Consider the following 20,509-nt stretch of genomic DNA (forward strand, 5'->3'; position numbering starts at 1 on the left):
TTAAATGAATTATTAAAATTTTGTATTATTTTTTCACCAAACTAATGACCTGATTTTCCGTCTCAGAAATCGTTTTCCAGATTTGTTTAAAAAACGGATAGTATTCTTTAGGGTAATTTTGACTGGCAATACCTATTTTTGAGGTAATTATTATTTTATTACCAAGTGTTTCAACCTTGTATAAAAAAGATATTTCCTGATCATCCGTAGCCATCTTTTTATCTTTCGGAAGGCTTAACACTTTATAATTTTCAGGAATTTCAAGTTCTATTCTTTTTTCTTTATTAAAAGCCGAAATAAAATCAATCTGATATTTCCTTTCATGGGACTGATCAAACAATTCTTTTTCAGCATTTAAAAACATGATTGGATTGATAATGATTTTGTCTCCTATTACATCCATCATGTTAGAATCGGAAAATGCCATCTGAGTTTCAAAATCACCATTGTCCAGGAGTTTTGGTTCCACATTTTTCCCATCTATATTATATCGCGACGGAAACACCTGTTTATATTTATCTTTGTTTCTATCAAATTCATCATAAGAGTTAATTGCATACATGCCGCTATCCTTTTGTGTGAAAATTCCTTTTACTAAAGAATTCCCTAGGTCTAAGCTGGCTTTGATATTCATCTCTTTTTTACTGATATTGGTATTAGAGAATGACAGAGATGTTCCTTTTTTTCCTTCCAATAAAATTCCGAAATCATTCCAATCCCTCTCTGGTAGCATATTTACCTTAGAATTAAAGGAAGTTGCATCATAAAAATAAATTTGATTATTAATTTTAACGGATGTCAAAACAAAATTTAAATTATTGATATTAGGTGAAATAACATTCAGAATACCATTATCAACAGTAGAAATCAGAAGAGGATTAGCTTCAATTCCGGCATCTCTCAAAAGCATAGTCAAAAGAAGATTTATATCTGCACTATTTCCAGATTTTGTTTTGATAAGCTGTCTTAAATTCTGGGAAGCCATTATTCCTGTCTTCTCGTTCCATCTATAATTTTCCTTGACAAAATTGAAAATTTTATCTGCTCTTCCTAAAGGGTCATAATAGGTTTTAATATTCTCAGGAAGAATATCTTTCACATTACCTTTTAAAAAACTTCCAAAGTCATCAAAGCTATAAAGCTTGTCTGCAAGGTTGTTCCAGTCTTTGAACTCACTATACGTAAAATATTTGGTTGAAAATCTTTTAAGTTCAGGTTTAATTTTCCCTCTGAATCTATTCAGGTCCTTTACATATTTTTCCTTCTGAATAGATTTCATATCCTCATATCCAAATCTGAAAACATTATATAAAGCTCCTAAACGATCCTCAGTAGTGGAAATATGGTATTTTGGTTTAAAAATACTTCCTGTGCTGTTAAAAGAATACGTAATAGGCTCATCAGGATATTCCAAATTATACTCCTGATAAACAACCGGAATATTGTATTCCAGAAAATATACCGGATTGGAGATATTATTACTCGTCACTTTATAACTGTATTCTATTACAGATCCGTCTGAAATATTAGGTAAAGCAAGTTTATAAATATTTACCCCTTCAGTAAAATTCTCTTTTAACTGTTCTTTTTTATCAATTATTATTTTTTCGACTTTATTATTGGAGAGGTTATATATTCTCACTTCAAACTTACTCAGCGATTCATCGGTAAGAAGAGGGATGTTTATATTAAGCCAATCTTCTGAGCGCTTTTTGTCGTAGATTTTAATTTTTGAATACCACTCTTTTTCCAAAGAATTATCATTCATGATATTATATCGAACACTATTGTAGAGAATCTCAGCAGGGGCGTCCTTTTCTATAAGTGAATTCGTTTTTTTTAGATCAGCTTCATCAAATAAAGGTGGAGAGAGGAATTTATGCTGTGCAAAAAATGTATTAAATACAAGGCAGCTCACCGCTACTGTAAGTTTAGCATTAATTTTCATCGGTTTTTATTGATTTTGAGAATTCGTAGAAATTGCAGAAGCAGGGTCGCTCTGCCCGAAATAGAATGAGGCGGTAGATAAAGCCTCCAAGACTAATATTTTCATCATAGTTATTAAAGTTATACAAAAATAATAAAATCTTAATAACTGTTAAAAAAAATATAAAAGGCTTCAACATATGAAGCCTTCAACCTAATACTTAAAAAGTACAATTTCATATGTACTTATAAGGATATGAACACATTATCAACTTTTCATTTTCTATTTCTGAAAAGTTAGAACAGAATATTTATAATCATTCTATTTTGGAGAAGGAATATTTATTCTGTTTTTATGAAGGGTAAAACTTCATATTGTCTGCATTTCAAAAATAGAATAAAATATGATTCATGTATTTCAAATATTGTAGAATTAATAACAAGAAGAAGTACAATTAATTCTACAATCCTGAAATTTGCTCATAAAAAAAAGACTCCAATACTGAAGTCTTTTAGTTTTTTTTCTTTCTTTTTAATCATTCGGAACCAGTTTACTATCAAATTGATCGCTTCCAAGCCCCAGTACAGGAATAAAGATAAATCCAAAAAGAAGAATCAAAATAGTGTAGAGAGGTGTTTCTTTGGAAAATCCTTTGGCAAGCCTGTCATATACTACCCAGCATGCAAAAATGTTTACCAGTGGAATAAAGAAAAGAATGATCCACCAAATGGGTTTTTTAACGATTTCTAATAGTACAATTGTATTATAAATGGGAATAAAGGCGGCCCAGGCATCTTGTCTTCCTGCTTTCTGGAAGATTTTGTACATGCAATATCCATAGAATATATAACATAGCAGGCCGAAGAACATTGTTCCGAGTCCTAATCCTGCAGCGGCTGCACCAGACACTGCATCTGTCCCATTATAAGGATCTGTTTGTAAAAGAGTTAACATATTATTGTTTTTTTGGTTTATCCAAATATAAAAAAAGCTTCTAAATAATTAGAAGCTTTTTTTATTATATTTTTAAAAACGTTTATGCATCAATTTTTGCATATTTCGCATTTTTCTCGATAAACTCTCTTCTTGGTGGTACCTCATCCCCCATCAACATAGAGAATACACTGTCTGCTTCTACTGCGTTATCAATAGTTACCTGCTTCAGAATTCTGTGTTCAGGGTTAAGTGTTGTTTCCCAAAGCTGTTCAGGATTCATTTCTCCAAGACCTTTGTAACGCTGTACTTCTACACCTTTACCATCCGGAGCCATTTCTAAAGTAAACTCTTCACGTTCTTTTTCGTTATAAGCATATACTTTTTTGTTCCCTTTCTTTAATAAGTATAAAGGAGGTTGAGCAATATAGATATATCCATTCTCAATAAGTTCCTTCATATATCTAAAGAAGAAAGTAAGGATCAATGTAGAAATGTGAGATCCATCAATATCGGCATCGGTCATGATAACAATTTTATGGTATCTTAATTTTGCCATATTTAAAGCTTTACTATCTTCTTCTGTTCCTACAGAAACTCCAAGTGCAGTATAAATATTTCTGATTTCCTCGTTATCATACACTTTATGAAGCATAGATTTCTCTACATTCAAAATCTTACCTCTTAATGGTAGAATAGCCTGGAAGTGTCTGTCTCTACCCTGCTTCGCTGTTCCACCTGCGGAATCTCCCTCTACAAGGAAAAGTTCAGATTCAGCTGGGTCTTTGGATGAACAGTCAGATAGTTTTCCTGGAAGACCTGAACCTCCCATTGGAGATTTTCTCTGAACCATTTCTCTAGCCTTTTTAGCTGCTTGTCTTGCTTTAGCTGCTAAAACAACTTTCTGAACAATGATTTTAGCTTCGTTAGGGTTTTCTTCCAAGAAGTTGGTAAGCATTTCTCCTACAATCTTATCAACAGCACCGGAAACTTCAGAGTTTCCTAATTTTGTTTTGGTCTGTCCTTCAAACTGAGGTTCCATTACTTTTACAGAAACTACAGCTGTAAGTCCTTCACGGAAGTCATCACCGGTAATTTCTACTTTTTCTTTTGCCGGAAGTCCTAATTCATCAGCATATTTCTTTAAAGTTCTTGTTAAAGCTCTTCTGAAACCTGCAAGGTGAGTACCTCCTTCGTGCGTATTGATATTATTAACGTAAGAGTGAAGATTTTCGTTAAATGATGTATTATAACGCATTGCCACCTCAACAGGAATATCATCTCTTTCGCCTTCCATGAAGATCACGTGCTCCATAATAGATTCACGGCTACCATCGATGTAGGCAACAAATTCTTTCAAACCACCTTCAGAATGAAAAACTTCTGAACGGAAAGAACCGTCTTCCAATTTTTCTCTTTCATCGGTAAGCGTAATCGTAATTCCCTTATTTAGGTAAGAAAGCTCTCTTAAACGGCTTGCTAATGTATCGTAATTATAGATTAATTCTGTAAATATAGTATCATCCGGCTGGAAAAACTGTTTAGTTCCTCTTGTATCACTGTGACCGATTTCTTCAACCTGAGTCTGTGCTTTTCCTTTAGAATATATCTGTTGATAAATATTCCCGTCTCTGTAAACTGTAGTTACCATTTCGTTAGAAAGTGCATTCACACACGAAACCCCTACCCCGTGAAGACCTCCTGAAACCTTATAAGAGTCTTTATCAAACTTACCTCCGGCTCCAATTTTTGTCATAACCACTTCAAGGGCAGATTTCTGCTCTTTTTCGTGGAAATCAACCGGGATACCTCTACCGTTATCACTTACTTCAATTCCGTTTCCTTCCTTGATGCTAACGAAGATCGTGTCACAGTACCCTGCCAATGCCTCGTCAATAGAGTTATCTACTACTTCATAAACCAAATGGTGAAGACCTCTTGTTCCTACATCACCAATGTACATTGAAGGACGCATACGAACGTGCTCCATTCCTTCCAATGCCTGAATACTACTAGCTGTATATTGTTTTTGACTCATATTAAATATTAAAAATCTTGCTCTATGCAAAGACTTACAAATATCGTGATTTTTTTCGAGGTATGAAAGTTAAAAAGTGTCAAAAAAATGTAGAGTTTTCTTAGTGAAAACATAAGGAAAAGTATTCCAATAAAAGATTCAAAATTAAAATGTATGGGTGAAATATCAACTGTTGTAAATCATATTCAACATCAATAATTTATGCGTAAATTTATTTACTGAAAAGTTGATATTATGGATGATTTTATAGCAGCACGCGCCCAGATGGCACTATCTCTGGGTTTTCACATTATATTCTCCTGTGTGGGTATGGTGATGCCTTTTCTCATGGCTTTTGCCCATTGGAAATACTTAAAAACAAATAATGAAGTATATAAAGGACTGACAAAAGCATGGAGCAAAGGAGTCGCTATTCTTTTTGCTACCGGAGCTGTTTCCGGAACAATGCTATCCTTTGAACTTGGGCTTTTGTGGCCCGGTTTTATGAAACATGCAGGCCCTATTTTCGGAATGCCTTTTTCATTGGAAGGAACAGCCTTTTTCATCGAGGCTATTGCCATCGGATTCTTCTTATATGGCTGGGAAAGATTCAATAAATGGTTTCATTGGTTCTGCGGATTTCTTGTAGGAGTAAGCGGCCTGGCTTCCGGTATTTTGGTGGTTGCGGCCAACTCATGGATGAATTCTCCTACCGGTTTTGATTATATTAATGGTCAGTATCTTAATATAGATCCTATTAAAGCGATGTTTAATGACGCATGGTTTCCACAGGCTCTTCATATGACGGTTGCTGCATTTTGTGCCACAGGATTTGCTGTAGCCGGAGTGCATGCCTTTATGATTATGCGCAAAAGAAACATTGAATTTCATACCAAAGCTTTTAGAATTGCTGTAGGATTTGCTTTGATTGGAGCATTTGGTGCCCCTTTAAGTGGTGATATTGCAGCAAAATCAGTAGCAGAAAGACAACCTATTAAACTGGCTGCAATGGAAGCTCATTTTGAAACTGAGAAAGGCGCTTCTTTTGTGATTGGGGGAATTCCTGATGAGGAAAAGGAAGAAATAAAATATGCTATAAAAATCCCAAAAGTTTTAAGTTTTCTGGTAAGCAATGATTTCAATTCTGAAGTAAAAGGTCTTAAAGATTTCCCGAGAGATGAATGGCCTCCGATTGCGGTTGTTCATTACGCTTTTCAGATTATGATTTTCTTCGGAATGGTGATGATTGGTATTGGAGCTATTTATTTATATGCTTTCTTCTTCAAAAAAGAATGGCTGAGTAAAAATTGGTTATTAAAGACCTTTTTAATAGCCACCCCTTTCGGATATATTGCTCTGGAAGCAGGATGGACAGTGACGGAAGTCGGAAGACAGCCCTGGATTATTTACGGAATTATGAGAACGGTAGATGCGGTAACACCAATGCCTGGAATACAGTATTCATTCTACTTCTTTACTGCTATTTTCGTCTCATTATCATTGATTCTTATCTTCCTTTTAAAAAGACAGATCCAAATGGTACCGAAGCTTTACGACCCTACCGACTCTCAGTTTAACGATAAAAACAACAAATCATGATCTACATTGTAATAGGTTTTCTCTGGCTATCTATCTGTCTTTATATTATTCTGGGAGGTGCTGATTTCGGAGCGGGAATTGTAGAGCTTTTCACTCATAAAAAAGCCAGAAATAAGACTCAGGAAATCATGTATGAGTCTATTGCACCTGTATGGGAAGCCAATCATATGTGGCTGATCATCGCCATTGTAATTCTCTTTGTAGGGTTTCCCGAAATCTATACGACGATGTCTACCTATCTTCACATTCCTTTGGTTTTGATGCTCCTGGGGATTATCGCGAGAGGAACAGCATTTACGTTCAGACATTATGATGCAGTAAAGGATAACTGGCAGGTTCTGTACACCCAGATCTTCTACTATGCAAGTCTTTTAACGCCTTTCTTTTTGGGATTAATTGCTGCAGCAACTGTTTCACATTCTATCAATCCTGACGCTGTAGGCTTTCTGGATTTGTATGTTTTCAGCTGGCTGAACTGGTTTGGAGTTTCTGTAGGTTTGTTTACTGTAGCGCTTTGTGCCTATCTTGCTTCCATCTTTTCATTAAGAGAAACCCGTGATAAAGCTGATCTTTTATTAATGATCAGAAAATCCAAACAGACGATGATCTTCGTTGTGATTACAGGAATTCTGGTATTTGTAACTGCTTATATTTCAGATATTCCTCTTTTGATGTGGGTATTTTCCAAACCTTTGGGGATTATGGCAATTGCCTTTGCAACGATTGCATTATTGCTTATTTTAAGAGCCATGAACCGTCAGAAATTACTTCCTGTACGTGCTTTGGCAGGATTTCAAATGGTGATGATTTTAGTAGCTGCTACTTATCAGCACAATCCGGATATTATTTTATTAGGAAACGGACAGCATCTTTCATTATTGGAGCATATGGCTCCGCCAAAAACTATTGCAGCATTGGGATGGGCTTTGATGCTAGGTTCATTATTTATCCTGCCGTTTTTATTTTATCTGATGGCTTCTTTCAGTAAGTTGAGAAAATAGATTTACGATGCAGAGCTATCAGGATAGAACAGAGCTTATTGAGGAAATCAAGAAAAGATATGATCTTTACGATCAGGAATTTAATACCATCAAGGAAGATGAAAAAGATCTTCTTCAGCAGGGAGTTGACAAAACTCCATCACAAAATATTTCCTATCAGCTAGGATGGACCCATCTGCTTTTACAATGGGAAAATGATGAAAGAAAAGGCCTGGAAGTAAAAACTCCTACACCTGAATACAAATGGAATAACCTGAAAGGATTATATCAATCTTTTTATGATCAATATGGCTCTCATAGCTTACAACAGCAAAGAGAACTGCTGCGAACTCAGGTTAATGAAATTATCATCTGGATAGAAAGCCTTGATCACGACACTTTATTCACTCCCGGACAGAGAAAATGGGCAACAACACCCGCTCAGTGGCCGGCCTGGAAATGGATTCATATCAATACCGTAGCTCCTTTTAAAAATTTCAGGACACAGCTTCGGAAATGGAAAAAAGAAAAAGGTACAGAATAGTTCTGTACCTTTTATATTTGTATTTTCTGAGGAATCTTAAGCTAATTTCATCAAAAGATTTTCGTCAATCTTCTCTACTTTCACAATATTATTCTTTGTCAGAGTTTTGGAAGCTTTATCCCATTTTTTACCGGATAACTGGCTTCTTTCCTTTACTTCAGCTAAAGACATTGCTTCTTCCTGAGAATTAAGGATTTCAAGGATTACTTTTTCATCTTCACCTAATTCAATCTGCGGAACTGCTTTTTCAGGTCTCATCTGCGGGAAGAATAATACTTCCTGGATGGAGGCATTGTTCGTTAAGAACATGATTAATCTGTCCATACCGATTCCTAATCCTGAAGTTGGCGGCATACCGTATTCCAATGCTCTTAAGAAGTCCTGATCGATGAACATTGCTTCATCATCTCCTCTTTCAGATAAAGCCATCTGTGCTTCAAAACGCTCTCTCTGATCAATAGGATCATTAAGCTCTGAATAGGCGTTTGCGATTTCTTTACCGCATACCATTAATTCAAAACGTTCTGTTAAGCCTTCTTTGCTTCTGTGTTTCTTTGTCAGTGGAGACATTTCGATGGGATAATCTGTAATGAAAGTCGGCTGAATGAAGTTTCCTTCACATTTCTCACCGAAAATCTCATCAATTAATTTTCCTTTCCCCATTGTCTCGTTTACTTCAATACCGATAGACTTGGCAAAATCGTATAGTTCCTTCTCAGTTTTTCCTGTAATATCAAATCCTGTATATTTCAGGATCGCTTCTGTCATGGAAACTCTTGGATAAGGAGCTTTCCAATTGATGGTATGTTCACCAAAAGTAGATTCTGAATTTCCGTTCACCTGAGTGGCACAGAATTCCAATAATTTCTCAGTAAAATCCATCATCCAGTTGTAATCTTTGTAAGCTACATAGATTTCCATAGCCGTAAACTCTGGATTGTGAGTTCTGTCCATTCCTTCATTTCTGAAGTTTTTAGAGAACTCATATACTCCGTCAAAACCACCTACGATCAATCTTTTAAGATATAATTCGTTGGCAATTCTTAAATATAATGGAATATCCAATGCATTGTGGTGCGTGATAAACGGTTTTGCTGCAGCTCCACCAGGGATCGACTGTAGAATAGGCGTTTCCACCTCAAAATATCCTGCATCATTAAAGAAGGTTCTCATGGCATTGAACATTTTTGTTCTCTTCACGAAAATTTCTTTAACCTGCGGATTTACCGTCAAATCTACATAACGCTGTCTGTATCTTAATTCAGGATCTGTAAATCCGTCGTGTACAACACCATTTTCATCAGTTTTAGCCTGAGGCAGAGGACGTAATGCCTTCGTAAGAAGAACGAAATTTTTCACTAAAACCGTCTTCTCTCCTACCTGAGTCGTAAACAATTCTCCTTCAATACCGATAATATCTCCGATATCCAAAAGGTGTTTGTATACTTCATTATATAGTTCCTTATCTTCACCCGGACAGATTTCGTCTCTGTTGAAGTAAACTTGGATTTTTCCTTTAGAATCCTGCAATTCAGCAAAAGAAGCCTTACCTTGAATTCTGCGGGACATCAATCTACCAGCGATCTTCACCTGTTTACTTTCAGAAAATTCCTGTTTTATAGATTCTGTAGTATCTGTAATGGTATACTCATCCGCAGGGAACGCATTAATCCCCATTTCAGTAAGCTTATTCAGCTTTTCTCTTCTAATGATTTCTTGTTCTGATAATTGCATTTCTTATTTTTCTAAAAGCGTACAAATTTAGGCATTTTTGACCTGACCATCAATGCCTTTTTTCAGAAATTTTAAAATGTGAAGAGGAATGGTGCTGAGATACGAGATTCGGGATATTGGGATATAAGATTCGGGATGCTGTCAATAGTGAATTTTGCTTCGCAAGTGAATGGTGAATTTTTTAATAGAGCTAGAACGTCTATCCTTAATTTTAAGCATCAACGAAATAAACTTGCAACAAAAAAAAACCAGCAACCAGTAACTTAACTAAAAACTTTGAACTTTAAACTTTACACAAGCCACCCTCTTCTATCCTTCTGAGGAATAAATGTCCAGGCCAGCATTCTGCTTATCTTTTGTCCCTGAGCCATATCAATCGTTTTCACTTCTACGGCTTTTACTTTCTTTAAAAGACGAGTCAGTTTATCGAGATTGTCCTTTTTAGACACCAGGCACGTGAACCAAAGAACCTGAGATGAAAACAATGTACTTTCATTAATCATCTTCGTGATAAAAGCCAATTCACCTCCTTCACACCATAGCTCAGATTGCTGACCGCCAAAGTTTAGCAAAGGCTTTACTTTCTTTGATTTATTAAGATTTTTTGTTTTCCTGATGTTCCCTTTCATTGCTGACTCTTCAGAATCATGAAAAGGAGGATTGCACATCGTAAAGGTAAACCTATCTTCAGAACCAATGATATTTTTAAAGATATGATTAGCATTTGGCTGACGTTTTAATTGAATAACAGAGGAAAGATCCGGATTTTGATCCAAAATATCCTGAGCATTTTTCAAAGAATCCTGATTAATATCTGTTCCCAGCATCGTCCAGCCATAAGACCTGCAACTGATTAAAGGATACACAAGATTGGCTCCGGTTCCTATATCCAACCCTTTTACAGAGTTTCCTGCAGGAATTTTATCTGATTGTTCCGCAAGAAGATCAGCAACATAATGTACATAATCTGCACGTCCGGGAATGGGAGGACAAAGATTGGTATCGGGAATATCCCAGCCTTTGATGTTATAGAAATGTAAGAGTAACGCTTTATTGAGCAGTTTTACAGCTTTTGGAATGCTGAAATTAATGGTTACCGTCTGATAAGCATTTTCGAAAACATAGTGTTTCAGTTCCGGCACACAAGAAATAAGCTGATCAAAATCATAGGGATTACGATGCAGATTTCTTGTGTGCAGACTGGATTTTTCAGCGGACATATTTTACTTCTTCTGACTTAAAATATATTCCACCATTTTTTTGGCATCTTCCTTAGATACCTGTGGATGGGCAGCCATAGGCACACTTCCCCAAACTCCACTTCCGCCTTCAATAATTTTGGAAGCCAGCAATTCAGTATCCTTTTCAGAATACTTTCCTGCAATTTCCTTATAAGAAGGTCCTATCATTCTCTCATTCACAGAGTGGCATCCCGAGCAATCCAATGTTTCCATGATCTGATCACCTGAAAGATTGGTTTTTGCCGGCTCTGAAACAGCAGCTGTCTCAGAAGAAGCCGCCACTTCTGCTGTATTTTCTTTTTTAGAACAGGAAATGATCATAAGACCAAGAGCTCCTGCTAAAAGTATTTTTTTCATTATTTCTTAGCTGTAGAATCTGTTTTAGCAGCTTCTGGTGCAGGAGCAGCCGGAGTTGCAGCAGCTGGAGCAGCAGTTTTAGCCGTAGAATCTACAACAGTAGTTACTTCTGGCTCTTCAAGCATCGTGTTGCTATCCTGTAAAGAATGATCTGGCTTTTTCTTGCAGCTTGCTAATAATAAACCTCCGATAAATGCGATTGCTAATACTTTTTTCATTTTATTCTAATTTGGAAGCAAAAGTATAAAAAATAAACTTTTAAACTTATGACAAATGTTTTCTTTAAGAAATATTTTTACGGACTGGATTTTAATCTGATGATTAAAAAATAATTCAAACAGTAGGGAAATTTAAATTAGGTTGCTATTTTTGTATAACAAATTACCAAAATCAATCTAAAAATATGAAACTTATGACCAAAAAAAATGTATTAAGTACAGCGTTTGTTGCTCTACTTTCTTCCCTCCTTCTTTCCTGTGATAACTCATCAAACGATCCTCATTCAGAATATTCTGATAAAATTGAATCAGTAACGCTTTTAAAAACAACAAAGTCATGGGACGGAACAGTGTATCCAGCCTACCCTACAACGCAGCCGGAAATTTCGGTTCTTAAAATTGCTGTCCCTCCCAATTCGGCTCTGAACTGGCATAAACACTCAGTCATCAATGCAGCTTATGTAGAAAAAGGAGAAATCCAGATAGAAAGAAAAGAAGATGGCAAAACACAATGGGTGAGAAAAGGTCAGGTACTTCCTGAAATGGTTAATGTTGGCCACAGAGGCAAAACCGGAGATCAGGGAGCCACCTTAATTGTTTTCTATAGCGGAACTCCTGATATTCCTTTGTCTGAACCAGTAAAATAGTTGTTTTAAACGCTATGTTTGCAAAGCAATAATGATAAAACTCTATCTTTTGTTCGCAAGGGCACTTCGTTTAGCTAATGACTTTATGATTATTTTTACCAGTCGCATTAATACCTGCGAATCAATACTCCTTAATCATAATGTACCTTACTGAGTGAAACACCTTTGCGACCTTTTTACATTCATATTAATAACATCTTTGCGAACATAGCGTTTAAATAATAGTTGTTTTAAACGCTATGTTTGTAAAGCAATTATGATAAAACTCTATTTTTTGTTCGCAAGGGCACTTCGTTTAGCTAATGACTTTATGATTATTTTTCCCAGTCGCATTAATACCTGCGAATCAATACTCCTTAATCATAATGTACCTTGCTGAGTGAAACACCTTTGCGACCTTTTTACATTCATATTAATAACATCTTTGCGAACATAGCGTTTACATAAAAGATTATAATAGTATATTTAACGTATGGTTTTAATTTCAAAAATTCTGTTTTTTACCAGCCATCATGGTTTTTATACTGTGGTGCTGTTATTTGTGTTCTTTGGACTTCTCTCCTATCTGACTAAAAAAGCATTGTTTTTGATTCCGATCATTCCATTGGCTATCTTAAACGGATTTGGAGGACAATTTTTGAACGCCTGGTTCTTAAACAAATACGGAGTTGAAAGTACCGCTATCATTACTTCAGATGTAGAAACCAATTCTACACTGAATGATATGTATATCCATGATTACGAAGCCATTGTAAAAAAGCAGGATGGAAAATACACCACTACTTTCTTCTCCACTACCAGTGCAGCCATCTATCCTATCAGCAATTCAATCAGAATACCTGATGACAAGGATATTCCGGTAAAATACATTCCCGGATACGAAAAAAACATAGTTATCCTGTATGATCAGTCCAGGGAAGGACAAATTTTATTGCAATATGAAAAGCAAGCTCCTGTCAACTCTGCAAAAACCAAATATGAGGCAGACAAAACGAATAAGGAATTCATTGAAGAATACATTTCTGCCATGGAAAATTATTTAGAATATTATAATGATGAAACTTATAAAGAAAAAATCAAGGAATTGAAACAAGAGCTCAAACAGCTTAAATAAAGGATTTTTATATTAAGTTTTTGTATTTCTTTAGTTTTTTTAGTCTTTGTATTAAAAAAATTTCTACATTTGTCCTATGTTAAAAATGAACAACAATATTTGGTGGTGGCTTTCAAACTCTTCGTCGGGTCTGAAGGTATTGTCATGTTGTTAATTGCAGCAGAAATAATCAAAAAACAATATATAGGCTTTGACGGATACCGTTAAAGCCTTTTTTTATTCCTCAACTTTAAAAAAACAACAAGATGTTTACTGATACAATTACAATAAAAACTGTTTCGAAAAAAACACTGGGAGACCTTCATACTCCCATGAACATTTATCTTAAAATCAGAGATAAATTCAGGGATACCATTCTTCTGGAAAGCTCAGATTCAAAAAGTATTGACAATAATTTTTCCTTTATTGCAGTGAATGCCATTGCCGGAATTGAAGTGAAGAACCTCAACGAATTTGAAATTAAGCTTCCTGCTTCTGCTCCCGTAAAGCAATTGATTAATGAGCGAAATATCACGGATATATTTGAAGACTTCCGTAATATTTTTAAATGTGAAGAAACCCATGACCCTATAGAACAGACTGCACAGAGCCTTTTTGGATACACAAGCTTCGAAGCAGTACAGTTTTTTGAAAACATTCATCTTAAAGAGCAAAGCAAGGAAGTTGAAATTCCTGTTTTGAGATACAGATTATACCAATATGTAATTGCGATCAACCATTTCAATGATGAAATGTATATCATTGAAAATTTTATTAAGGATGTAAAATCTGAACTTCATCTTTTGGAAAACCTTATTAAAAATCAGAATACTCCGGTTTATCCTTTTGAAAAAACGAGTGAGGAAACCTCTAATATTACAGACGAAGATTATCTTGAACTGGTAAAAACAGCCCAGAAACACTGTATGCGCGGTGATGTCTTCCAGCTGGTTCTGAGCAGAAGATTTGAGCAGAAATTCAAAGGAGATGAATTCAATGTATACCGTGCCTTGAGAAACATCAATCCTTCTCCTTACCTCTTCTATTTTGATTACGGAAATTATAAACTATTCGGATCAAGCCCTGAAAGCCAATTAATTATCAAAAACAACAAAGCTATTATCCACCCTATTGCCGGAACCTCTAAAAGAACAGGAAATCTGGAAACGGATCTTGAAGCTATCGAGGTTTTAAAAGCTGATCCTAAAGAAAATGCAGAACACACCATGCTGGTTGACCTGGCAAGAAATGATCTTGGTAAACTTGGAAAAAATGTTACAGTGACTAAGCTTAAAGAGATCCAGCTATTCTCTCACGTTATTCATATGGTAAGTGAAGTGACCGCAGATGTGACGGATGGTATCAATCCTCTTGAAATGGTTTCTGCCACCTTCCCACAGGGAACACTTAGCGGAGCACCAAAACATAAAGCGCTCCAGCTGATCAATGAATATGAGAAAGATTCCCGTGGATATTACGGAGGCTGTATTGGAATCATCGGATTGAATGGTACCTGCAACCAGGCTATTATGATCAGAACATTTTTAAGCAAAAACAACACTTTATTTTATCAGGCTGGTGCCGGTCTTGTCGCAAAATCAGTTCCTGAAAATGAACTGCAGGAGGTTAATAATAAACTGAATGCACTCAAAAAAGCAGTGGAAAAAGCAGAAAAAATAGTTGAAAAATAAAATAAGCCTCACCAACCAGCAACTAGCAACTAGCAACTAGCAACTAGCAACTAGCAACTAGCAACTAGCAACTAGCAAAACAACCTAACAAAAAAACAATGAACAACAATATAAACACTCAGCAGCCATCGCTTAAAGTTCTCGTTTTCGACAACTATGACAGCTTTACCTATAACCTTGTCCAGATTATTGAAAGAATTCTGGATCAAAAAGTAGACGTGGTGAGAAATGATGAAATAACCCTTGCAGAGATTGATCAATATGACAAAATCATTCTTTCTCCAGGACCCGGAATTCCTGAAGAAGCAGGCATTTTATTAGAGCTGATTAAAGAATATGCTCCTACAAAAAGTATTCTTGGCGTATGTCTCGGACAACAGGCTATTGCGGAAGCTTTCGGAGGAAGTTTAATCAACCTGTCTGAAATCTTCCATGGAGTGGCTACAACTACTGAGCTGACAAAAGAAGACACCAAACTTTTCAAAGGTTTAAGTTCCGGATTGGAAGTAGGTAGATATCACAGCTGGGCCGTCAATCCGTCAGATTTCCCGGAAGAACTGGAAGTTACTGCTGTAGATAAAGACGGAATGATCATGGCTTTGCAGCACAAAACATATGATGTACATGGAGTACAGTTTCACCCTGAAAGCATTTTAACGCCCGAAGGAGAAGTAATTATTAAAAATTTCCTTGTATAATGGAAACATTAGAAACCCCTGCAACAACAATAAAAACACCGCAAATGAAAGAAATACTGCAATACCTGTTCAACCATAATACCCTGTCAAAATCAGAAGCCAAAGCGATGATGATTGAGATTGCACAGAATAAATTCAATGCTGCAGAAGTAACTGCATTCATAAGTGTTTTCTTAATGCGAAATATCACATTGAAAGAACTGGAAGGTTTTAGAGAAGCTTTGTTACAAATGGCTGTTCCAGTAAATATTGATGCACCTGATGCCATTGATATTGTAGGAACCGGAGGTGACGGAAAAGACACCATCAATATATCAACATTAGCAAGTTTTGTAGTGGCCGGAGCCGAACAGAAAGTAACCAAACATGGAAATTACGGAGCTTCTACCATTACAGGTTCATCCAATGTACTGGAGGAACTTGGATACCAGTTCAAAAACACTTCAGAACAATTGAATGAGGATCTTGAAAGAGCTAACATCTGTTTTTTACATGCTCCTTATTTTCACCCTGCATTACAATCAGTAGGACTGTTGAGAAAATCTCTGGGACTAAGAACATTCTTTAATCTTTTAGGCCCGTTAGTGAATCCTGCAAAACCAAAGTATTCCATGATTGGGGTTTATAATCTGGAAATTGCAAGGATTTATCAATATCTCCTTCAAAAAGAAGAACGTGAGTTTATCCTGGTACATGGTCTTGACGGATATGATGAAATAAGCCTTACAGACGACAGTAAAATCATTACAAAAAACGGGGAAGAAATTTATTCTGCAGAAGATTTAGGCTTTCATCCTGTAACGCTGGAAGATATTAAAGCTGGAAGTTCTACTCAGGAAACGGCAAAAATATTTATGAATATTCTGGAAGGAAAAGGTACAGAACAGCAGAACTCTGTGATTCTTGCCAATGCGTCAGTAGCCCTATACAACACGCATAAATTTGGAACTTATGAAGACTGTCTTCTTTTAGCGAAGGAAAGTCTTCAAAGTGGAAAAGCCTTGAATAGTTTTAATCTTTTAGTTAAAAAATAAAATATTTTAAGCACAAAAAATGACGATACTGGATAAAATTATTGAACGAAAAAAGGAGGAAATTGCAGCCGCAAAATCACACATTTCTCTTGACCAATTAAAAGACACTCAATCCTTTGGAAGAGCAACCTATTCTCTGAAAGACTCTATCAAAAATAAAAGTGGAATTATTGCTGAATTTAAAAGACAATCTCCATCAAAAGGGATCATTAACAATAGTGTAGAGCCTTTGGAAGTGGTTTCAGCTTACGAAAATTTTGGAGCCAGCGGAATTTCCATCCTGACTGACCATGATTTTTTTGGAGGAAACTTCAATGATATTGTTAGCGTAAGGAATGATATTAAAATTCCAATCCTGCGAAAAGATTTTATGATTGATGAATACCAGTTCTATGAAGCCAAAAGTATAGGTGCAGATGTTATTTTACTGATTGCATCCTGCCTTTCACCTGCTCAGGTAGAAGAATTCACAGCACTTGCCCATGAGCTGAAAATGGAAGTTTTACTGGAAATTCATACCGAAGATGAGCTAAAACATTTCCACTCAAAAATTGATCTGGTAGGCATAAACAATCGAAACCTTAAGGATTTCAAAGTTGATCTTCAACATTCCGTTCAGCTAAAAAATCAGCTTCCAAAAGAAGCATTATCGGTGGCAGAAAGCGGTATTTACAACCTTGAAGATTTTAAATTTTTAAAAGAAAAAGGATTTGACGGCTTCCTGATGGGAGAATATTTCATGAAAAATACAGATCCAGTCAAAGCTTTTGAAGAATTTGCTTCTCAAATTTAAAATAAATAACAATGAACCTGCAACCTATAAACTCAAACCTGTTGCCAAAACTCAAAGTCTGTGGTCTCACAAAACCGGAACAGATTCAGGAATTGATTTCTATGAGGGTAGATTTCCTTGGTTTTATCTTCTATGAAAAATCTCTAAGATATGTTTTGAACCACCTGAGCCTGGAAGAGATCTCAACCATTAATCATCAGGGAAAAGTGGGCGTTTTTGTCAATGAAGAATTAGATATCATTGTAAAGATCGTTCAGCACGCAGATTTAAATTTTGTACAGCTTCATGGTGATGAAAGCAATGATTTCATCCTGGGATTAAGACAAAAACTGAATCCTAAGGTTGGAATCATTAAAGTAATTAGAATAGGAAATATTGATTCTGACAACAAAGATAAAATAGCACAAACTCTTTCCTCCAACCTGCAACCTGTTACCTACTACCTGTTCGATACAGACAGCAAAGCTTTTGGCGGAACGGGAAAACAATTCGACTGGAATATTCTGAATGACTTTACCATTCCTCTACCCTACTTTTTAAGCGGCGGGATTTCAGAAGAAAATATCCGGAATACAGAAACATTGAAAAAGAGGCCTTTTGCTTTAGATATCAATTCAAAATTTGAAACAGAACCTGGAAATAAAGATATTGACAGAATAAAAAAATTCAAAAATCTGTATCAATAGAATAGATAATTAAAAACACATACAATGATGAACATACATTTGCTAAAGAAGACATTTTACAAAACGTTATTTCCCCCTAAATTCGGAAATGAAAAGATCCAGAACCTGTATCATTTTGTTGCTCAGAACGACAGTAATGTGGAACACTGGGAAGTTGGCGGATTGTTGTCTGAATTCATTAGCATTATTAAAGATTTTGAGGAAGGAGATATCCAGTATTTCTTTGAGAGAATCAGCTTATGGAACAGCTATTACCTGGTGATTATTTCGGATAAATTTTTAGATAACCATGTCAGAACAGTGATAAAATATGACTTGGGATTGATTTATGCTAAAATATTTCTGTTGTATGAAGATTCTGACCCTTATTATCTGATTGATAACCTGGAAATTGCCATCACCATGTATCAATCCAAAATAGATAAGGCAACCTTAATTGATTTAATGCATAAAATAGAATTATTACATTATAAAAAACTGATTACCAAACAACAACATGACTACCATCTTACTTTTATTAATAGTTTAAACCCATGAAGCATCAGATAAAAGAAACAAAAGATTTAACAGAAAATGAGATAGAACATATCTTGAAACTTTGGGATGTTTCTGCCTGGAACTCCATGAAATCAGCCTATTTCCGGATGTTTTTCAAAGATTCGGAATTTCATTTTCTGATGGATAAAGATGAAAATATATTGGCAGTTTTGAGGGTAAATTTTGATTTTACCTTACAAATAGCAGACACAGAATATGTTTTTGCAGAAGCTGTAGGACTTGTAGCCACTCATAAAAAGAAAGGATATGGTGCAGCGTTGGTGAGCCGTTTCAAGGAAAATGTTATTCATAGAAATAAAGAAACTATTGGTTTCTGCCACTCAGATCTTCGTCCTTTTTATGAAAAATGTGACATAGAAATACTCTATGACAAAGCCAAAATGATCAAAGAAAGTATAGGCTCCGATTGGGTAAATTCTGAAGATAATGATATTTTAATTTTTCATACATCACAGAAAAGAAAAGAACTGCTGAATCAGTTAAGCTCACAAAACAATGCTTATTTAATTATTAAAGAATAAAAAAATGAATTATAAAAACCCCGATGAAAACGGATATTATGGAGAATTTGGAGGAGCTTTCATCCCCGAAATGCTGTATCCTAATGTAGAAGAACTGCAAAAAAACTATCTTGAAATCATAGAATCTGAAGGTTTTCAGACGGAGTATCAGGATTTGCTTAAAAACTATGTAGGACGGGCTACACCACTCTATTTTGCTAAAAACTTAAGCGATAAATACCAGACTCAGATTTATTTAAAACGTGAGGATCTTAACCATACGGGAGCTCATAAGATCAATAATGCGCTGGGACAGGTTCTATTGGCAAAACGTCTTGGAAAAACAAGGATTATTGCTGAAACCGGAGCCGGGCAACATGGCGTTGCTACCGCTACAGCATGTGCTTTGCTGGGTCTGGAGTGTATTGTTTATATGGGAGAAATTGATATTCAGAGACAAGCCCCGAATGTAGCAAGAATGAAAATGCTGGGTGCAGAAGTTGTGGCAGCTACTTCAGGTTCAAAAACCCTTAAAGATGCGGTGAATGAAGCATTACGAGACTGGATCAACAATCCTGTGACTACTCATTATGTGATTGGAAGTGTTGTGGGACCTCATCCTTTTCCGGATCTGGTGGCAAGATTTCAAAGTATTATTTCAAAAGAAATTAAAGAACAGCTTAAAGAAAAAATAGGAAGGGAAAATCCTGATTACGTAATTGCCTGTGTAGGCGGAGGAAGTAATGCAGCAGGAACTTTTTATCATTTTGTAGAAGAAAAAGAGGTGAAAATTATCACTGCTGAAGCCGGAGGATTGGGAGTCAATTCAGGAAAATCTGCAGCGACTACCCTTTTAGGAACGCTTGGAGTACTTCACGGAAGCAAAAGCCTTGTGATGCAGACAGAAGATGGACAGGTTATAGAACCCCATTCAATTTCCGCAGGACTGGATTATCCTGGAATCGGGCCATTTCACGCAAATTTATTTAAAGAGAAAAGAGCAGAATTCTTTAGTATTAATGATGATGAAGCCCTAAAATGTGCTTTTGAGCTGACCCGACTGGAAGGAATTATTCCGGCACTGGAAAGTTCTCATGCGCTTGCAGTTCTGGACAAGAAAAAATTTAACGAAAATGATGTTGTCGTTATTTGTCTGAGCGGCCGTGGAGATAAGGATATGGAAACGTATCTTAAAAATCTGTAAAATGTCGGATGTAAAATGTACAATGTATTTCCCCGGCTAGTATTCATTACTTTAT

20 protein-coding genes are annotated in these 20,509 nt (G+C 35.8%); 13 read left to right on the forward strand and 7 right to left on the reverse strand.

From position 1 onward, the window contains the following. Positions 1–25: 25 nt before the first annotated feature. From ODR02_RS01805 to gyrB, 3 genes are all read right to left on the reverse strand, one after another. Positions 26–1,948, reverse strand: a complete 1,923-nt coding sequence (locus ODR02_RS01805; RefSeq protein WP_309511441.1) for a DUF3857 domain-containing protein — start codon at positions 1,946–1,948, stop codon at positions 26–28. 510 nt (positions 1,949–2,458) lie between these two features. Continuing rightward, complete coding sequence (locus tag ODR02_RS01810) at positions 2,459–2,881, reverse strand: DUF5684 domain-containing protein (protein ID WP_209785236.1); 423 nt, start codon at positions 2,879–2,881, stop codon at positions 2,459–2,461. A gap of 82 nt (positions 2,882–2,963) precedes the next feature. Beyond that, positions 2,964–4,898, reverse strand: a complete 1,935-nt coding sequence (gyrB, locus tag ODR02_RS01815; protein WP_209785237.1) for a DNA topoisomerase (ATP-hydrolyzing) subunit B — start codon at positions 4,896–4,898, stop codon at positions 2,964–2,966. A gap of 234 nt (positions 4,899–5,132) precedes the next feature. Between gyrB and ODR02_RS01820 the strand changes: the two genes are divergently transcribed. Genes ODR02_RS01820 through ODR02_RS01830 form a run of 3 tightly spaced genes read left to right on the forward strand, consistent with a single transcriptional unit; the run spans position 5,133 to position 8,000 of the window. Then, entirely contained in the window at positions 5,133–6,476 is a 1,344-nt protein-coding gene (locus tag ODR02_RS01820) for a cytochrome ubiquinol oxidase subunit I (protein ID WP_209785238.1), read from the forward strand. Beyond that, entirely contained in the window at positions 6,473–7,477 is a 1,005-nt protein-coding gene (locus ODR02_RS01825) for a cytochrome d ubiquinol oxidase subunit II (protein ID WP_034695999.1), read from the forward strand. Before ODR02_RS01820 ends, ODR02_RS01825 begins: the two co-directional genes overlap by 4 nt. A 7-nt stretch (positions 7,478–7,484) precedes the next feature. Then, complete coding sequence (locus ODR02_RS01830) at positions 7,485–8,000, forward strand: ClbS/DfsB family four-helix bundle protein (RefSeq protein WP_209785239.1); 516 nt, start codon at positions 7,485–7,487, stop codon at positions 7,998–8,000. A gap of 36 nt (positions 8,001–8,036) precedes the next feature. Here the strand turns inward: ODR02_RS01830 and lysS are convergent, their stop codons facing one another. The 4 genes from lysS to ODR02_RS01850 form a co-directional block, all read right to left on the reverse strand. Beyond that, entirely contained in the window at positions 8,037–9,734 is a 1,698-nt protein-coding gene (gene lysS / locus ODR02_RS01835; protein WP_209785240.1) for a lysine--tRNA ligase, read from the reverse strand. Between the two features lie 290 nt (positions 9,735–10,024). Further along, positions 10,025–10,954 (reverse strand): 23S rRNA (adenine(1618)-N(6))-methyltransferase RlmF, encoded by a 930-nt coding sequence (rlmF, locus tag ODR02_RS01840; RefSeq protein ID WP_209785241.1) that lies wholly within the window; start codon positions 10,952–10,954, stop codon positions 10,025–10,027. A gap of 3 nt (positions 10,955–10,957) precedes the next feature. Further along, positions 10,958–11,332, reverse strand: coding sequence for a c-type cytochrome (locus tag ODR02_RS01845; protein ID WP_209785242.1), 375 nt, complete (start codon positions 11,330–11,332; stop codon positions 10,958–10,960). Next, the gene (locus ODR02_RS01850) at positions 11,332–11,550 is read right to left on the reverse strand and encodes a hypothetical protein (protein WP_209785243.1); all 219 of its coding nucleotides are present in this window, start codon (positions 11,548–11,550) and stop codon (positions 11,332–11,334) included. The genes ODR02_RS01845 and ODR02_RS01850 overlap by 1 nt, the downstream gene beginning before the upstream one ends. Before the next feature lie 194 nt (positions 11,551–11,744). On the opposite strand from ODR02_RS01850, the gene ODR02_RS01855 reads away from it, so the two are divergent. The 10 genes from ODR02_RS01855 to trpB all read left to right on the forward strand — a co-directional run bounded on the left by ODR02_RS01855 (position 11,745) and on the right by trpB (position 20,454). Next, positions 11,745–12,197 (forward strand): cupin domain-containing protein, encoded by a 453-nt coding sequence (locus ODR02_RS01855; RefSeq protein WP_209785244.1) that lies wholly within the window; start codon positions 11,745–11,747, stop codon positions 12,195–12,197. 472 nt (positions 12,198–12,669) lie between these two features. Next, positions 12,670–13,311 carry a hypothetical protein gene (locus ODR02_RS01860; RefSeq protein WP_209785245.1) on the forward strand — a complete coding sequence of 214 codons (642 nt, stop codon included), beginning with the start codon at positions 12,670–12,672 and terminating at the stop codon, positions 13,309–13,311. A 245-nt stretch (positions 13,312–13,556) separates the two neighbouring features. Beyond that, positions 13,557–14,981, forward strand: a complete 1,425-nt coding sequence (locus tag ODR02_RS01865; protein WP_209785246.1) for an anthranilate synthase component I family protein — start codon at positions 13,557–13,559, stop codon at positions 14,979–14,981. Positions 14,982–15,079: 98 nt separating this feature from the next. After that, positions 15,080–15,679, forward strand: a complete 600-nt coding sequence (locus ODR02_RS01870) for an anthranilate synthase component II (protein WP_209785247.1) — start codon at positions 15,080–15,082, stop codon at positions 15,677–15,679. Between the two features lie 44 nt (positions 15,680–15,723). After that, positions 15,724–16,713: an anthranilate phosphoribosyltransferase gene (trpD, locus tag ODR02_RS01875; RefSeq protein ID WP_209789143.1), complete on the forward strand. Its 990-nt coding sequence runs from the start codon at positions 15,724–15,726 to the stop codon at positions 16,711–16,713. Positions 16,714–16,732: 19 nt separating this feature from the next. Continuing rightward, a complete protein-coding gene (gene trpC / locus ODR02_RS01880; protein WP_309511442.1) occupies positions 16,733–17,506 on the forward strand; it encodes an indole-3-glycerol phosphate synthase TrpC in 774 nt (257 codons plus the stop codon). Between the two features lie 11 nt (positions 17,507–17,517). Further along, entirely contained in the window at positions 17,518–18,192 is a 675-nt protein-coding gene (locus ODR02_RS01885; protein WP_309511443.1) for a phosphoribosylanthranilate isomerase, read from the forward strand. Positions 18,193–18,216: 24 nt separating this feature from the next. Next, positions 18,217–18,729: a hypothetical protein gene (locus ODR02_RS01890; RefSeq protein ID WP_309511444.1), complete on the forward strand. Its 513-nt coding sequence runs from the start codon at positions 18,217–18,219 to the stop codon at positions 18,727–18,729. Next, positions 18,726–19,271, forward strand: a complete 546-nt coding sequence (locus tag ODR02_RS01895) for a GNAT family N-acetyltransferase (protein WP_309511445.1) — start codon at positions 18,726–18,728, stop codon at positions 19,269–19,271. The genes ODR02_RS01890 and ODR02_RS01895 overlap by 4 nt, the downstream gene beginning before the upstream one ends. Before the next feature lie 4 nt (positions 19,272–19,275). Beyond that, the gene (gene trpB / locus ODR02_RS01900) at positions 19,276–20,454 is read left to right on the forward strand and encodes a tryptophan synthase subunit beta (RefSeq protein WP_309511446.1); all 1,179 of its coding nucleotides are present in this window, start codon (positions 19,276–19,278) and stop codon (positions 20,452–20,454) included. The last annotated feature ends 55 nt before the right edge of the window (positions 20,455–20,509 follow it).

Source organism: Chryseobacterium sp. CFS2, from assembly GCF_036543225.1.
GTDB classification, from domain to species: Bacteria; Bacteroidota; Bacteroidia; order Flavobacteriales; family Weeksellaceae; genus Chryseobacterium; species Chryseobacterium culicis_A.

Bases quoted from the DNA above. Each gene is read 5' to 3' on its own strand.
- ODR02_RS01830 (WP_209785239.1), top strand. From the start codon at position 7,485: ATGCAGAGCTATCAGGATAGAACAGAGCTTATTGAGGAAATCAAGAAA.
- ODR02_RS01860 (WP_209785245.1), top strand. From the start codon at position 12,670: ATGGTTTTAATTTCAAAAATTCTGTTTTTTACCAGCCATCATGGTTTT.
- lysS (WP_209785240.1), bottom strand. From the start codon at position 9,734: ATGCAATTATCAGAACAAGAAATCATTAGAAGAGAAAAGCTGAATAAG.
- ODR02_RS01870 (WP_209785247.1), top strand. From the start codon at position 15,080: ATGAACAACAATATAAACACTCAGCAGCCATCGCTTAAAGTTCTCGTT.
- ODR02_RS01825 (WP_034695999.1), top strand. From the start codon at position 6,473: ATGATCTACATTGTAATAGGTTTTCTCTGGCTATCTATCTGTCTTTAT.
- trpD (WP_209789143.1), top strand. From the start codon at position 15,724: ATGAAAGAAATACTGCAATACCTGTTCAACCATAATACCCTGTCAAAA.
- ODR02_RS01810 (WP_209785236.1), bottom strand. From the start codon at position 2,881: ATGTTAACTCTTTTACAAACAGATCCTTATAATGGGACAGATGCAGTG.
- trpC (WP_309511442.1), top strand. From the start codon at position 16,733: ATGACGATACTGGATAAAATTATTGAACGAAAAAAGGAGGAAATTGCA.
- ODR02_RS01850 (WP_209785243.1), bottom strand. From the start codon at position 11,550: ATGAAAAAAGTATTAGCAATCGCATTTATCGGAGGTTTATTATTAGCA.
- ODR02_RS01885 (WP_309511443.1), top strand. From the start codon at position 17,518: ATGAACCTGCAACCTATAAACTCAAACCTGTTGCCAAAACTCAAAGTC.
- ODR02_RS01890 (WP_309511444.1), top strand. From the start codon at position 18,217: ATGATGAACATACATTTGCTAAAGAAGACATTTTACAAAACGTTATTT.
- ODR02_RS01895 (WP_309511445.1), top strand. From the start codon at position 18,726: ATGAAGCATCAGATAAAAGAAACAAAAGATTTAACAGAAAATGAGATA.
- ODR02_RS01845 (WP_209785242.1), bottom strand. From the start codon at position 11,332: ATGAAAAAAATACTTTTAGCAGGAGCTCTTGGTCTTATGATCATTTCC.
- trpB (WP_309511446.1), top strand. From the start codon at position 19,276: ATGAATTATAAAAACCCCGATGAAAACGGATATTATGGAGAATTTGGA.
- ODR02_RS01805 (WP_309511441.1), bottom strand. From the start codon at position 1,948: ATGAAAATTAATGCTAAACTTACAGTAGCGGTGAGCTGCCTTGTATTT.
- ODR02_RS01855 (WP_209785244.1), top strand. From the start codon at position 11,745: ATGACCAAAAAAAATGTATTAAGTACAGCGTTTGTTGCTCTACTTTCT.
- ODR02_RS01820 (WP_209785238.1), top strand. From the start codon at position 5,133: ATGGATGATTTTATAGCAGCACGCGCCCAGATGGCACTATCTCTGGGT.
- rlmF (WP_209785241.1), bottom strand. From the start codon at position 10,954: ATGTCCGCTGAAAAATCCAGTCTGCACACAAGAAATCTGCATCGTAAT.
- ODR02_RS01865 (WP_209785246.1), top strand. From the start codon at position 13,557: ATGTTTACTGATACAATTACAATAAAAACTGTTTCGAAAAAAACACTG.
- gyrB (WP_209785237.1), bottom strand. From the start codon at position 4,898: ATGAGTCAAAAACAATATACAGCTAGTAGTATTCAGGCATTGGAAGGA.